The following is a 14,672-nucleotide window of genomic DNA, read 5'->3' on the forward strand; positions in this document are numbered from 1 at the left end:
ATAGAGCAAACTGCCGGTTGAGGTGACGCTGGCAGACAGGGAGCCTGCGATACGGTGCCTGCCCCCGGTTCTGCTGGCGGCATTGCGCGGACCGGTGCAGCTGGCGTAATGCGCATTGGCCTTGAGTTCGCCGGGAGAATGTGCGACACAGTGGGGCAATGCGGCCGGGAATTCGGGCCAGGGGAAAATTAAGGAGAATGTCAGTGGTGTTTTCAAGATGGACAGGGGCGGGCGTCGCGCTGCTGGTGGCGCTGTTTCCGCTGTTTTCACAGGCCGCCCAGGCCGACCGCAGCTATCGCTTCAGCGTGCTGCACACAAACGATGAGCATGGCCATTTCTGGTTCAATGAACAGGGCGAGTATGGTCTGGCGGCACAGAAAACGCTGATGGACACGATGCGCTATGACGTGCAGGCCAGAGGCGGCGGCGCACTGATCCTCTCCGCCGGGGATGTGAACACCGGGGTACCGGAGTCTGACGAACTGGATGCAGAACCTGATTTTCGGGCGATGAACCTGATTGGTTATGACGCCATGGCGCTGGGCAATCATGAGTTTGATAAGCCGATTGCGGTGCTGCGCAAGCAGGAGAAGTGGGCGCGCTTCCCGCTGCTGGCTGCCAACGTCTATCAGAAAAGCACCGGTCAGCGGATGTTTAAACCCTGGGCGGTCTTTAACCGTCTCGGACTGAAAATCGCGGTTGTCGGGCTGATCACGCCTGACACGGCGAAGCTGGCTAACCCTGAAGGACTTAAAGATACCGACTTCCGCGATCCGATTGCTGAAGCCGTGAAGGCGGTGGCCGAACTGCGCGCCACAGAAAAGCCGGATGTGATTATCGCGCTGACCCATCTTGGTCACTATGACGATGGCGACCATGGCAGCAACGGCATTGACGATGTCACCCTGGCGCGCAGCCTGCCCGCCGGGACAATCAATCTGATTGTCGGCGGTCATTCGCATGACGCCGTCTGTATGGAAAAAGAGAACGTCAGCGTGAAAAATTATCAGCCTGGCCAGCCATGCCAGCCTGATAAGCAAAATGGCATCTGGATTATGCAGGCCGACAAGTGGGGCAGATATGTCGGACGCGGCGATTTTACCTTCCGCAACGGTCAGGTGGCGCTGGAGGCGTATCAGCTGGTGCCGGTGAATCTTAAACACCGGGTGAAAAATGCCGATGGCAGCGAAACCTGGCTCACCTGGCAGGAGGAGATCCCTAAAAACAGTGCGATGATGAAACTGCTGATGCCGTTCCAGAAGCGGGCGGAGGCGAAGTTAACCGTCAATGTCGGCAGCGCCGACGGCGACTTCAGCGGTGAAAAAGAGCAGGTTCGCTTTGAGCAGACCAACCTCGGCCAGCTGATTCTGCGCGCCCAGATGGCGCACACGCAGGCGGATTTTGCCGTGATGAGCGGCGGTGGCATTCGCACCTCGCTGAAATCGGGCAAACTCAGCTGGCGGGATCTGCTGCAGGTTCAGCCGTTTGGCAATCAGGTGGTCTCTGTCAGCCTGACCGGCGCGGAGATTAAAAAATATCTGGATGTGGTTGCCAATATTCAGCCGGACACGGGGGGCTACGCCCAGTTTGCCGGGATCAGCCTGACCGCGGATGGAAAGCAGGTCAGCGACGTCATGATCAACGGCAAGCCGCTGCAGGAGACGCAGCACTATCGTATGGCGACCAACAGCTTCAATGCGGCAGGCGGCGACGGTTATCCGCGTCTGGATAACCACGCGGGCTATCGCAACAGCGGAGCGGTGGATGCGCAGGTACTGCGTGAGTGGATTCACGCCCATTCGCCGCTTAAAGCCAGTGACTATCAGCCCAAAGGCCAGATCGTACATCTGACCGATGAGCAGATCCGGGCGCGGGATGAGGCGGCCGAAAAAGCGCGTAAGCGTAACTACCCGAAAATGATTCTGGCGTGGATCTGGCCGTGGGGGAGCGAAACAGCCCGCACGCATTGAACGCACCGGGAGGCGTCTGCGCCTCCCGATTTTCTCATGCCCGGCAGTGGCGACGCCTGATCCAGCGGGCGCGCAGCTGGTCCCAGCCCCAGTTATAAGCGAGGGTAAACGGCAGGAAGAAGAGGAAAAAGGCCACTTCCACCAGAAACGCCTGCCACAGGGTAATATCCAGCATCAGGGCGGCAATCGGCAGACCGATCAGGATAAAGCCACCTTCAAATCCCAGCGCATGAACGGCACGCACGACAGGCCCGCGTTTCTCGCCCGGCGCATAGATCCGATCAAACCCGGCGTTGTAGATCATGTTCCACAGCATCGCCGCGGTTGAAAGCATAATCGCCAGCGATCCCATCTGAAACAGCGGCTTATTCATCACCCAGGCCGCCAGCGGCGAAACGGTCAGAATCGCCAGCGTCTCAAAACAGACGGCATGAAGAATACGTTCTTTAAGTGAGCGGGTACGCATTGTGTTATCTCCTTCAATCATGCGGCGCATTTTCCCATCGCAGGATGCTAAGATAAAATGAACACCTATCGGAAAAAGCGATGGAACGAATGCGATACTCCCCGGAATCCCTTGAGGCTTTTATGCAGACGGTGGCGAGCGGCTCCTTTTCTGCAGCTGCGCGCGCGCTGGGCAAAAGCCAGTCCACCATCAGTGCAGCGGTGGCCAGTTTAGAAGACGATCTCGGTTTTGCGCTGTTTGACCGGGCTGGTCGTCAGCCCATCCTGACGGAACAGGGGCACCGCGTGCTGCCTCAGGTTCAGCAGATTCTGGCCGCCAGTGAACGGCTGGATGCGCTGGCGATACGCCTGTCGCAGGGGGTTGAGCCCCGGCTCAGTTTTGCCATGTCCGATTTCTGGCAAACCGATCATCATGAACAGCTGCTGAAACAGCTTGATGCCCGCTACCCGGAGCTGGAACTGGAGTGCATGATTGCGGAAGATGAGGATGTGCTGGACCTGCTGCAGGCCGGGCGGGTCCATCTGGGCGTCGTGCGGGCGCAACCCAATCTGCCGGTGGATATCGCGGTGGCGCGACTGCAGGTTGAAGCACAGATGGCCATCTTTTTACATCGCGATCACCCACTGGCTCAGGCGGAGATCCTCAGCGAAAGCCAGCTGGAGCCGGTTCGGCATCTGCGGCTTAACACCTGGGTTGAAGCGCACCAGCCGAAACCGATGGGACGTATCTGGTCTGCACCGACCTATCTGTTACTGCTGGAGATGGCGGAACAGGGATTTGGCTGGACGATTCTGCCGCGCTGGCTGGTGAAACAATTCGGGCATGGTGTGTTGAAAGAGCTGTCGCTGCCGGGCTGGCCGCAGCATATCGCTGTTGAGGTGGTCTGGTCACGCCGCACGCCACCCGGTCCGGCGGGGCGCTGGATGATCGACCAGCTCTGCGCTCAGCCACGGGTTTAATCGTGGCGGGCAATATCCGCAAACGGCGCATCCAGCAGTCGTGAAAGATCGCCGGGTGCCAGTTCGATATCCAGCCCCCGTTTGCCGCCGGAGATAAACATGGCGCTGAACGCGCTGGCGGAGTGATCGATGACGGTAGGCAGCCGCTTTTTCTGTCCCAGCGGGCTGATCCCCCCCACCAGATAGCCGGTGACCCGTTGTGCCAGCTGTGGGTCGGCCATATCCGCTTTTTTTGCGCCCAGCGCCTTTGCCACCTTCTTCAGATCCAGCTGCGTCGAAACCGGCGTAATCGCCACCGCCAGCTGCTTCGCCTCGCCGTTAAGGGCGACCAGCAGCGTTTTATAGACCTGGCGCGCATCCAGATTGAGTTTGCGCACCGCTTCGTCACCAAAATGGGTTTCGTTGCTGTCATGCTCATAGGGATGCAGGGTAAAACTGACCTTCTGTTTTTCCAGCAATTTTACGGCGGGCGTCATACGGGTTCCTTACTCAGAAAAATCTTATTACGCTTAATGATGGAAAAAGGTGGCGGAATTTTGTTCTTTGAGTGAAAATTGGCCGCGCGCCAGCAATTCGGTTGCTGAGCGATAACCAAAATCATAAACAAATTCCTCTTTGACGAGCCGATAATCTTATCGGCTCTCTTTTTTTTCAGGGCCTCTTCAGCATCTCAGGCAGGTTATCTTCGCCATAGAGGTGCAGCGCCCCCACCGCCACCACATAGTTGCCCGCCGCCAGACTCTGCAGGCTTTTACACCACTGCGCATTACGCTGACCGATCAGGGTATCGTTCAGCGTCTGGCTGAAGGTGGAGGGCAGGGTGATATCTGGCTGACGGGGTGGCGTATCGAGCCACCAGCTCACCATCATCTGCAGCAGCCGGGCATTGGTGTGCCAGTGCAGCAGCGTATCCTGTAACAGGGCCATACCGTCATCGGGCAGCGCGGCCAGCAGGGCGATCTGCGCATCGGCGCCCTCCAGCTCAATCACCGGTTTGTTCAGACCTTTCGCGGCCTGCAACAGCTGATAATCAATGCCGTAATCTGGCCGTAATCCCAGCCTCTGCGCCTGCTGTGCCTGTAACATCAGCGCCACCTGCCACGCAGGCAGATGATCAAACTGGCTCAGTGTCAGGCTCATCTCCTGACAGAGTGCGCTGAGCCTCTGCATCGCCTGGTCATCGAGCCGGGAGGCGAGGGCAGGGCGATCGCCAGCGTGATCAAAGGGTGAGCCGCCCTGGGTAATATCCGCTTCCACGATCAGCGCATCAGCCTGCTGCAGCTGACGCAACAGGCGGGCGGGCAGCGGCTGCATGTCGCGGGTCCCCATGTGGATGCTGCCAACCAGATGCAGCTGACGGTCGCCAAGCCGGACATCCATTGCCGGCCAGCGGTAACTGGCGGGGAAAAGCTGGCCGATAAAGCCGCGCAGTGAGCGCCAGAGGTTGCCTGTCATTCCCGGTCCTTTGCGATGTAAAACCCCATGCTAGCGACTTCAGCGAGGGAAAAACAGCGCCGGAACAACGATCACGGGCGCGGTGGCCGGTAACGCAGCAGGCGATTGGCATTGCTGACCACCGTAATCGAGGAGAGCGCCATCGCCGCACCGGCCACAATCGGACTGAGCAGCGTGCCGGTCAGCGGATAGAGCACGCCTGCCGCCACCGGAATACCGATGCTGTTATAAACAAAGGCTCCGAAGAGGTTCTGCCGGATATTGCGCAGTGTCGCCGATGAGAGGGCTAGCGCATCCGCCACGCTGTTAAGGTCAGCGCGCATCAGGGTAATCCCTGCGGTTTCGACAGCCACATCACTGCCGCCCCCCATGGCAATACCCACGTCGGCCTGCGCCAGCGCGGGCGCGTCATTGATACCGTCTCCGACCATCGCCACGCGATGCCCCTGCTGCTGTAACTGGGTAATCGCTGCCGCTTTGCCTTCCGGCAGCACGCCTGCAATGACCTCGTCAATGCCCGCTTCGGCAGCAATGGCGCGCGCGGTCGTCTCGTGGTCCCCGGTCAGCATCATCAGACGATAACCCTGCTGATGCAGTCGCTGGAGGGCGGCCCGGCTTTCCGGTCGCAGCCTGTCGCGCAGCGCGATTAATCCGACCAGCTCACCCTGTTCAGCCAGCAACACAGGGGTGGCGCCCTGCTGCGTCAGGCGCACAATCTCTGCTTCCGCTATCCGGCAATCGACGCCGTTCTCCTGCATCAGTGCCGCATTACCCAGCAGCAGCGTTCTGCCATCCAGTATGCCGCTGACACCTTTGCCGCGTATTGTACGAAATTGCGCAACGGCAGGAGGCTGAGTCAGTTTCGCTTCAGCCACAATCGCTTTGGCCAGCGGATGCCCGGAGGTAAACTCCAGCGCGGCGGCCGCTGCGATCACCGATTCCCGGCTGGCTGTGCCCCAGGCCTGAACATCGCTGACCTGCGGCGTACCCGCGGTCAGGGTGCCGGTTTTATCAAATACCAGAGTGTCGATCTGGCTGGCGCGTTGCAGCGCATCGGCGTCACGAACCAGCACGCCCAGTTCGGCGGCGCGACCCACACCGGCAATGATCGACATCGGCGTCGCCAGTCCCAGTGCGCAGGGGCAGGCGATAATCAGCACCGTCGTCGCAATCACCAGCGTGTAGGCAATCTGCGGCTGTGGCCCGAACAGATACCACACGGCAGCGCTGAGAAGCGCAATCACCACCACCACCGGCACAAAGATGGCAGAGATGCGATCGGCCAGCCGGCCCACGTCGGGTTTGCTGCTCTGTGCCTGCCGCACCAGCCGGATAATGCGCGACAGGGTCGTCTGCTCGCCGGTGGCTTTCGCGACGAATTCCACCGATCCATCCTGCACCAGGGTACCGGCAAAAATCGCCGCACCCGGGCTTTTACTTTGTGGCACCGCTTCGCCGGTCAGCATCGCCTCATCAAACCAGCCTTCACCGCTGGCAATGTCGCCATCGACCGGCACCCGGTCGCCAGTGACCAGACGCAGACGCATGCCGGGCTGCACCGCGCTGACCGGTATCAGCTGGTCACCCTGTTCGCCGACCTGGCGCGCCTGAGCCGGGGTCAGATCGAGCAGGCGTTCCAGCGCTTCTGACGAGCGCTGACGTGCGCGCTGCTCCAGGGCATGGCCCAGGTTGATCAGGCCCAGAATCATGACGCTGGCTTCAAAATAGAGATGGCGGGCCTGCGGCGGGAAGAAGCCCGGCCAGAGCACTACACTGAAAGAGTAGATCCAGGCCGCACTGGTGCCGAGTGCCACCAGCGTATCCATGGTGGCACTGCCGTTGCACAGACTGCGCCAGGCACTGCGGTAAAAATGGCTGCCGGTAAGCACCATGATCAGCAGGGTCAGGCAGCCCAGCGTCAGCCAGAGGCGGTGGTTGCTGTCGGTGAGCATCATGTTGTCGCCCACCATGCCCCAGATCATCAGGGGCACGCCAAAGGCCAGCGCGACAGCCGCCTGCCAGCTAAAGCGGCGCATCGCGCTGCGGGCGCTCTGCTGCTGCTTTTCGCGCCGCTCCTGTTCATCATCAACCACCTGCGCGCCATAGCCTGCGGCATCGACAGCGGCCACCAGCGACTGCGGATCAGCATCACCCAGCACCAGCGCGCTGCGTTCACCGAGATTGACCCGCGCCTGAGTGACGCCGGCAACCTGCTGCAGTGCTTTTTCTACCCGGCTGACACAGCTGGCGCAGCTCATCCCGTCGATCAGCAGCACATGAGTGGGAGCGGTTTTTTCTGCCGGATGCGAGGCATTATCCGTTGTCAGCGCCTCCGGCGGCGGCTCCGATGCTGTCAACGGTTCAGACTTTGGGAAGGTGTCCGCCGGTTTTAGCGTCGCGTGATAGCCTGCCTGCTCCACGGTGGCGATCAGCGCAGCGGCCTCCGCATGACCGGAAACCTGGGCTTCCTGCAGCGTGACCTCCGCGTGGTCGACGTCGTCGCGCTGTTCCAGTGCCTCTTTCACGCGTTTGACACAGTGTCCACAGGACAAGCCGTCCAGGGCCAGGGAAAGGGTATGTGACATAATCAGCTCCTCAGGTGAACATATTTGACCGTTAAGCCAGTTTCGATTCATGCTTAAGCATAAACCTTCCATCAAGGGGAAGGTCAAGGGGACGAAAATGAACATCAGCGATGTGGCGAAAAAGACCGGGCTGACCAGCAAGGCGATCCGTTTTTACGAAGAGAAGGGGGTGGTCACGCCGCCAGTGCGCAGTGAAAATGGTTACCGCAGCTACAGCGGACACCACCTTGATGAGCTGAACCTGTTACGTCAGGCGCGGCAGGTGGGTTTCACGCTGGATGAGTGCCGTGAGCTGGTGGCGCTGTTTAATAATCCCTCGCGCCACAGTGCCGATGTCAAAGCCCGAACCCTGCAGAAAGCCGAAGAAATAGCCGCGCACATTGAAGAGCTGCACGCGATGCGGGCTCGTCTGCTGGCACTGGCAGACGCCTGTCCGGGCGATGAGAGCGCCGAATGCCCGATTATCAACAATCTGGCCGGGTGCTGCGCTCAGCGTGGCTGAACACGCAGCGTAATGCCTTCAATGCCGACTACGATCACCGGGGTGCCCGCCGGCAGATCCCGATCGGCCTCCACCCGCCAGCTGCTGTCTCCGATGCGCACGTGTCCGGTACGATTCTGCAAGGCAGTATCCAGCGTCAGCGTCGACCCGATCATCTGACGCCCCCGCTGATTCAGCGCATTCGGAACCTGATGCGCTTCGCGGTGACGCATCCAGCGATACCATAAGAAGACGCAGACCAGCGTCAGCACAGCAAATGTTGCCCCCTGTGCCGTCCAGCTGAGCGGAACAAACCATTCAAAGACACCGACCAGCACCGCCGCCAGCCCGATCCAGAGCAGATAACCGCTGGTGCCCAGCATCTCCGCCGCCAGCAGCAACCCTCCCAGCGTCAGCCAGAACCAGTGCGGGTGCGCAATGATATCGACCAGCATCAGCGTTTCGACTCAGTGCGGGTTTCCTTCAGCAGTTCGCCGATGCCCGCAATCGAACCGAGCAGGCTGCTGGCATCCAGCGGCATCATCACCACTTTGCTGTTATTCCCTTCGCCGATTTTCTGCAGTGCATCGGTATATTTCTGCGCGACGAAATAGTTGATGGCCTGAATGTCGCCCGCGGCGATCGCTTCAGAGACCATTTTCGTGGCGTTGGCTTCCGCTTCCGCCTGACGCTCACGCGCTTCAGCCTGCAGGAAGGCCGAGGTCCGTTCCCCTTCGGCTTTGAGGATTTGCGACTGCTTATCCCCTTCAGCCCGCAGGATAGCCGCCTGACGCACCCCTTCGGCGGTCAGAATATCAGCGCGTTTGGTGCGCTCCGCTTTCATCTGCGCATTCATCGCGCCAACCAGCTCCTGCGGTGGACGGACATCGCGGATCTCTATACGGGTAATCTTGACGCCCCACGGATTGGTCGCTTCATCCACAATGTGCAGCAGGCGGGTGTTAATGCTGTCGCGCTGAGAGAGCATTTCATCCAGCTCCATGCTGCCCAGCACGGTGCGCATGTTAGTCATGGTGAGATTCAGAATCGCCTGCTCAAGATTGCTGACCTCATAGGCGGCGCGCGCCGGGTCAACGACCTGAATAAAGCAGACCGCATCGATGGTGACGTTAGCATTGTCTTTGGAGATGATCTCCTGGGAGGGGATATCCAGCACCTGTTCCATCATGTTGATCCTGCGACCGACACGATCCATGAACGGCACCACCAGGCTCAGTCCGGGTTGCAGGGTGCGGGTGTAACGGCCAAAACGTTCAACCGTCCATTGAAAACCTTGTGGCACGACCTTGACTGTCGCCCAGACAGCCACCAGTGCCAGCACAATCAGGGCAGGAATTACTGTTATCATACAACCTCCGCATTGTCAGAATAACGGGCCGAGTCGCTTCGGCCCGGGGTCTGCCGGTCAGTAAAGCAGGGAGTAGAGCTGACGACGGTAGCGCGCGGCAAGTGCATCGCCGGTGCCCAGCGCAGCCAGAATCTCCTGCAGCATTTTACGCGCCTGGCCATCCGCCGCATTCAGATCGGATTTCAGGAAGCTGAACAGCAGTTCCAGCGCCTCTTCATTCCGGCCCACCTGATGCAGCTGTAACGCAAGTTTAGCAGCCAGCCCGGCGTTAGCCGGCTCCGCTTCCAGCTGGGATTGCAGCTGCTGGATCTCCGGCGTGTCCGCCGCCTGTTTCAGCAGATCGATCTGCGCCATCAGGCTCTGATAACGGGTATCCTGATCCTGCAACGGCACCACTTTCAGCACCGCTTCCGCTTCATCGCTGCGGTTCAGCGTAATCAGCACGTCCGCCAGCAGGAAGCCGATTTCGCTGGACTGTTTGCTTAACTGCCACGCCTCTTTCAGCAGCGGCAGCGCTTCCAGCGGTTTCCCTTCCTGCATCAGCGCCATCGCCTGCTGGGCTTTCAGCTCTTCTTCGCGCGGCAGGACTTTTTCCAGCAGGGCGCGGATCGCCTCTTCCGGCTGCGGACCCTGGAAACCGTCGACCGGCTGACCATCCTGGAACAGGTAGACGGTCGGGATAGAGCGCAGACCAAACTGCGCCGCCACGCGCTGCTCTCTGTCGCAATCCAGTCGGGCGAGAATAAACTGACCCGCATACTCCTGCGCCAGCCGCTCCAGCAGCGGCGTCAGTTCCAGGCAGTGCTGGCTGCGCTCAGACCAGAAGTAGAACAGCACCGGCAGCTGCATCGACTGCTCAAGGGTCTGCTGCAGGTTAGATTCGTTGATGTCGATGATCGAAGCATGTGGTGACATGGAGAAGTCTCTTTGCAAAAAGTGTTCTAAGAATATGGGGCCAACGGGCCCGGCTTCAAGCGCTAATGCCTGCGGCTGATTAATGGCTGCGCAAAATGCGATCCAGCATCCAGCCAGGCAGCAACCGTTTCAGCAGGCTCATCACGTGTGCGACCAGGGTCACCGGATAGCGTAAACGGGGATGCTGACTCTCGAGTGCGTGACGAAGTTTCGGCAGAATGGCTTCCGGTGGCAGGGTAAAGCGGGCCGCGATGCCGGGATTGCGCACCGGATTGTGCTGTTCGCCCTGCGTCACGTTGTCGGTAAAGCGGGTCTGGATCGGGCCGGGTTCAATCAGGCTGACCCGGATGCCGCTGCTGCGTACTTCCAGCCGCAGCGCATCGCTCCAGGCTTCCAGTGCATATTTACTGGCGGCATACGCCCCGCGTCCGGGGGTCGAGATCAGTCCCAGCACCGAACTGGTGTTAACAATGCGTCCATCGCCGCTGGCCTGCAGCGCGGGTAACAGCCGCAGCGTCAGCTGATGGACACCGAAAAAGTTGCTGGAAAACTGCTGTTCCAGCTGCTGGCGGGTCAGCGTCCGAAGCGGGCCATAGAGGCCAAAGCCGGCGTTGTTAAACAGCGCGTACAGACGGTTATCGCAGAGTGCAATGACCTTTTCTGCGGCCTGATCCACGCTCTGCGGATCGTCAAGATCCAGCTGAAGCCCGGTAAAGCCCAGCGAACTCATGCGCGCGACATCGTCTGCTTTGCGACAGGCGGCGATCACCCGATAGCCGCGCGCCAGCAGATCCTGTGCAGCGACCAGGCCGATGCCACTGGAACAACCTGTAATCAGGATGGTTTTTTGCATTTCTTTACCCTTTTTGTGCATCCAGGCGCGCTACGGCTGCTTAACTAAGGGGGCCAGCTCTTTTGCCATGAACCGGGCGATAAAAGGCTGGGCATCGGGATTGGGGTGGATGCCGTCCTGCTGCATCCATTCAGGTTTCAGATAGACCTGCTCCATGAAGAAGGGCACCAGCGGAATATTGTGTTGCTGCGCTAATCCCGGGTAGATGCCGCTGAACGCCTCGGTGTAGCGGCGACCATAGTTGGCCGGCAGGCGAATCTGCATCAGCAGCGGTTTCGCATTGGCGGCTTTGACATCTTCGATCACTTTACTCAGCGTCTGCGTAATGGTCGCGGGCGGGAAACCACGCAGGCCATCGTTACCGCCCAATTCGATTAACACCCATTGCGGCTGATGCTGTTTTAATAGCGCGGGCAGACGCGCCAGCCCCTGAGCAGAGGTATCACCACTGATACTGGCGTTGATGACTTCAGGCTGCTGCTGCCACTGCTTGTTAAGCAGGCTGGGCCAGGCGGACGTGGCGGACATACGATAGCCCGCACTCAGGCTGTCGCCCAGCACCATCAGGGTATCGGCAGCCGCAAACCGCGACACCAGCAGAAGAACCAATAACAGGAAGGGATAATGCCAGCGGAAAACATTGTTGAAGTTCATCATCTTACTAAGTCCGTCGGTCAGGGAGAGCATCAGTTAACCATCCTTACCGGAGTTGAGCTGGTTGTCAAACCAGCTGAGACCATTGCGCTGATAGGCGAGTCAGGTTCCGGTAAGTCAACGCTGCTGGGCATTCTGGCGGGGCTGGATGATGGCAGCAGCGGCGAAGTCCATCTGCTGGGGCAGCCGCTGCACCAGATGAACGAAGAGCAGCGAGCGGCCCTGCGCGCCCGGCAGGTCGGCTTTGTTTTTCAGTCTTTTATGCTGGTGCCAACCCTCAACGCGCTGGAGAACGTGCAGCTGCCCTCGCTGCTGCGTGGCGACAGTGACCGTCAGAGCCGTGAACAGGCGCGTGAACTTCTGACGCTGCTGGGGCTGGGGGAACGTCTGCACCATCTGCCGGCTCAGCTTTCCGGCGGCGAACAGCAGCGGGTCGCGCTGGCACGCGCCTTCAGTGGGCGGCCGGGTCTGCTGTTTGCCGATGAGCCGACCGGCAATCTCGACCGCAAAACCGGCGATCGCATCGCCGATCTGCTTTTTTCCCTTAACCGTGACTTTGCCACCACCCTGATTCTGGTGACACATGATGAGCAACTGGCGGCGCGCTGCGACCGTCGTCTCCGGCTGCGTGACGGTAAATTGTGGGAGGAGCAATGATCTGGCGCTGGTTCTGGCGCGAGTGGCGGTCGCCCTCGCTGCTGATTGTCTGGCTGGCCCTGACGCTGGCGGTAGCCTGCGTGCTGGCACTGGGATCGATCAGCGATCGGATGGAAAAAGGGCTGAATCAGCAGAGCCGTGATTTTATGGCGGGTGACCGCACGCTGCGCAGCACAGATGCGGCACCGGAAGCCTGGCTGGAGAAAGCGCAGCAGAGCGGTCTGACGGTCAGCCGTCAGCTGACCTTTATGACGATGACCTTTGCCGGTGAGTCGCCTCAGCTCGCCGCCGTGAAAGCGGTAGACGATCGCTATCCGATGGCTGGCACGCTGCAGACAGCCCCGCCGGGGCTGAAACCGCAGGCGGGCACCGCCCTGGCCGCGCCGCGTCTGATGGCGCTGCTGAATCTGAAAGTGGGCGATATGCTGGACGTGGGGGACACCCGGCTGCGGATAACCGGGGAGCTGATCCAGGAGCCGGATGGTGGCTTCAACCCCTTTGAAATGGCGCCGCGTCTGCTGATTAACCTGGCCGATGCCGCAAAAACCGGTGCAATTCAGCCCGGGAGTCGCCTGACCTGGCGCTATAAGTTTCTGGGTAATCCTGAAGCGCTGGCCCGCTATGACCGCTGGATTGAACCGCAGCTGAAAACGGACCAGCGCTGGATCAGCGTCGACAATTCCGAAGATGCGCTGGGGCGATCCATGCAGCGGGCGCAGCAGTTTCTGCTGCTCTCGGCGCTGCTGACGCTGATGCTGGCGATAGCCGCCGTGGCGGTCGCCATGAGTCACTACTGTCGCAGCCGCTACGATCTGGTGGCGGTGCTGAAAACCCTGGGCGCTACGCAGGGCGCATTGCAGCGCCTGATTATCGGTCAGTGGCTGGCAGTGCTGCTGCTGGCAGCGATAGCCGGTGGCCTGGTGGGGCAGGGCGTGGAAGCGATGCTGATGGCGATGCTGAAACCGGTCCTGCCCGCCAGCTTACCCGCCGCCAGCCTCTGGCCGCTGAAAATCTACATTCCGCTGATGAGCGGCGTGGTCGTTGCGCTGCTCGCTCTGCTGGTCGGCGGCAGTAAAATGCTCTGGGCGCTGCTGGCAGGCGTGGTGGTGCTGGCGGCACTGCTGGCCCTGCTCGGCTGGGGAACCCTGCTGCTGCTGCGCCGGCTGGTGGTGCGCAATCTGGCGTTACGGCTGGCTATCAACCGGTTGTTGCGCCAGCCCGGCATGACGCTGAGCCAGCTCGCGGCTTTTTCGTTCTCATTTATGCTGCTGGCGCTGCTGCTGGTGATGCGCGGCGATCTGCTGGATCGCTGGCAGCAGCAGCTACCGGCGGACAGCCCGAACTTCTTCCTGCTGAATATGACGGCCGATCAGGTGCCGCAGGTGCGCGATTTCCTGCAGTCGCACCAGATCAGGCCCGAAACCTTTTATCCGATTGCACGGGTGCGGCTCACCGGACTTAATGGCAAACCTGCCGACCCCGAACGGGATAACGCTCTCAACCGTGAACTTAACCTGACGGCCCTGGCGGAGCGCCCGGATCACAATCCGCTGGTGGCCGGCAGCTGGCCGCCTGGCGCGGGTGAAGTATCGATGGAAGTGGAACTGGCGGACAGGCTGGGCCTGAAGCTGGGTGATACCCTGACGTTTGAAGGCGATACGCAGACCTTCAGCGCCCGCATCAGCAGTCTGCGCAAAGTGGACTGGGAGAGCCTGAAGCCAAACTTCTTCTTTATCTTTCCACCAGGGGCGCTCGACAGCCAGCCTCAGACCTGGCTCACCAGCTTCCGCATGGCGTCCGATCCTGCCCTGCTGGCCGCGCTTAACCGGGCCTTTCCGACGCTGAGCCTGCTGGATATCGGCAGCATTATGCGGCAGGTCGGTCAGGTGCTGACGCAGGTCAGTCAGGCGCTGGAGATTATGGTGGTGCTGGTCACCGCCTGCGGCATCCTGCTGCTGCTGGCGCAGATTCAGGTCGGTATGCGCCAGCGTCGTCAGGAGCTGGTGGTCTATCGCACGCTGGGAGCCGGCAGGCGACTGCTGCGCACCACGCTGTGGTGTGAGTTTGCACTGCTGGGGGTAGTTTCAGGTGTGGCGGCGGCCATAGGCGCGGAGGCGGCGCTGTGGGGATTGCAGCGTAAGATTTTCGACTTCCCCTGGCAGCCGGACTGGACACTGTGGCTGGCGTTGCCGTTGTGCGGTGCCCTGCTGTTATCGCTGTGCGGCGGCTGGCTGGGGATCCGGTTACTGAAAGGAAAGGCGCTGTTCAGGAAGTTTGATGCGGCGTAAGGGATAATGGCTTAAAGGCG

General features: G+C 60.4%; 14 protein-coding genes. 5 read left to right on the forward strand and 9 right to left on the reverse strand.

Translation table 11 applies throughout. The features are described from left to right. Positions 1–197: 197 nt before the first annotated feature. Positions 198–1,970, forward strand: coding sequence for a bifunctional UDP-sugar hydrolase/5'-nucleotidase UshA (gene ushA, locus CKF42_RS01730; RefSeq protein WP_111207341.1), 1,773 nt, complete (start codon positions 198–200; stop codon positions 1,968–1,970). Positions 1,971–2,004: 34 nt separating this feature from the next. Here ushA and CKF42_RS01735 read toward each other — a convergent pair whose 3' ends face one another. Further along, positions 2,005–2,436, reverse strand: coding sequence for a multidrug/biocide efflux PACE transporter (locus CKF42_RS01735; protein ID WP_009091619.1), 432 nt, complete (start codon positions 2,434–2,436; stop codon positions 2,005–2,007). 89 nt (positions 2,437–2,525) lie between these two features. Here CKF42_RS01735 and CKF42_RS01740 point away from each other — a divergent pair, with 89 nt between their 5' ends. Then, positions 2,526–3,395 (forward strand): LysR family transcriptional regulator, encoded by an 870-nt coding sequence (locus CKF42_RS01740; RefSeq protein ID WP_009091617.1) that lies wholly within the window; start codon positions 2,526–2,528, stop codon positions 3,393–3,395. Here CKF42_RS01740 and ybaK read toward each other — a convergent pair. The 3 genes from ybaK to copA all read right to left on the reverse strand — a co-directional run bounded on the left by ybaK (position 3,392) and on the right by copA (position 7,435). After that, the gene (gene ybaK, locus CKF42_RS01745; protein WP_111207342.1) at positions 3,392–3,871 is read right to left on the reverse strand and encodes a Cys-tRNA(Pro)/Cys-tRNA(Cys) deacylase YbaK; all 480 of its coding nucleotides are present in this window, start codon (positions 3,869–3,871) and stop codon (positions 3,392–3,394) included. The two genes, CKF42_RS01740 and ybaK, sit on opposite strands and share 4 nt — an antisense overlap. Before the next feature lie 175 nt (positions 3,872–4,046). After that, a complete protein-coding gene (locus CKF42_RS01750; protein ID WP_111207343.1) occupies positions 4,047–4,850 on the reverse strand; it encodes a TraB/GumN family protein in 804 nt (267 codons plus the stop codon). Between the two features lie 71 nt (positions 4,851–4,921). Further along, positions 4,922–7,435, reverse strand: a complete 2,514-nt coding sequence (copA, locus tag CKF42_RS01755; RefSeq protein ID WP_111207344.1) for a copper-exporting P-type ATPase CopA — start codon at positions 7,433–7,435, stop codon at positions 4,922–4,924. Positions 7,436–7,532: 97 nt separating this feature from the next. On the opposite strand from copA, the gene cueR reads away from it, so the two are divergent. After that, positions 7,533–7,937 carry a Cu(I)-responsive transcriptional regulator gene (gene cueR / locus CKF42_RS01760; protein ID WP_009091609.1) on the forward strand — a complete coding sequence of 135 codons (405 nt, stop codon included), beginning with the start codon at positions 7,533–7,535 and terminating at the stop codon, positions 7,935–7,937. Here the strand turns inward: cueR and CKF42_RS01765 are convergent. The 5 genes from CKF42_RS01765 to tesA form a co-directional block, all read right to left on the reverse strand. Next, a complete protein-coding gene (locus CKF42_RS01765; protein ID WP_111207345.1) occupies positions 7,925–8,371 on the reverse strand; it encodes an NfeD family protein in 447 nt (148 codons plus the stop codon). The two genes, cueR and CKF42_RS01765, sit on opposite strands and share 13 nt — an antisense overlap. Further along, on the reverse strand, positions 8,371–9,285 hold the full coding sequence (locus CKF42_RS01770) for an SPFH domain-containing protein (RefSeq protein ID WP_009091604.1): 915 nt from the start codon (positions 9,283–9,285) through the stop codon (positions 8,371–8,373). The genes CKF42_RS01765 and CKF42_RS01770 overlap by 1 nt, the downstream gene beginning before the upstream one ends. Positions 9,286–9,342: 57 nt before the next feature. Beyond that, positions 9,343–10,200, reverse strand: coding sequence for a co-chaperone YbbN (locus tag CKF42_RS01775; RefSeq protein ID WP_058956350.1), 858 nt, complete (start codon positions 10,198–10,200; stop codon positions 9,343–9,345). Positions 10,201–10,279: 79 nt separating this feature from the next. Further along, positions 10,280–11,053 (reverse strand): SDR family oxidoreductase, encoded by a 774-nt coding sequence (locus tag CKF42_RS01780; RefSeq protein ID WP_111207375.1) that lies wholly within the window; start codon positions 11,051–11,053, stop codon positions 10,280–10,282. A 30-nt stretch (positions 11,054–11,083) separates the two neighbouring features. Continuing rightward, entirely contained in the window at positions 11,084–11,710 is a 627-nt protein-coding gene (gene tesA, locus CKF42_RS01785) for a multifunctional acyl-CoA thioesterase I/protease I/lysophospholipase L1 (RefSeq protein WP_146239913.1), read from the reverse strand. Between tesA and ybbA the strand changes: the two genes are divergently transcribed. Further along, a complete protein-coding gene (gene ybbA, locus CKF42_RS01790) occupies positions 11,678–12,364 on the forward strand; it encodes a putative ABC transporter ATP-binding protein YbbA (protein WP_009091595.1) in 687 nt (228 codons plus the stop codon). The genes tesA and ybbA overlap by 33 nt on opposite strands. Further along, the gene (locus tag CKF42_RS01795; RefSeq protein WP_111207347.1) at positions 12,361–14,652 is read left to right on the forward strand and encodes an ABC transporter permease; all 2,292 of its coding nucleotides are present in this window, start codon (positions 12,361–12,363) and stop codon (positions 14,650–14,652) included. Before ybbA ends, CKF42_RS01795 begins: the two co-directional genes overlap by 4 nt. Positions 14,653–14,672 lie beyond the last annotated feature (20 nt).

Source organism: Pantoea sp. ARC270, from assembly GCF_003236725.1.
In the GTDB taxonomy this organism is placed as follows: Bacteria; Pseudomonadota; Gammaproteobacteria; order Enterobacterales; family Enterobacteriaceae; genus Pantoea; species Pantoea anthophila.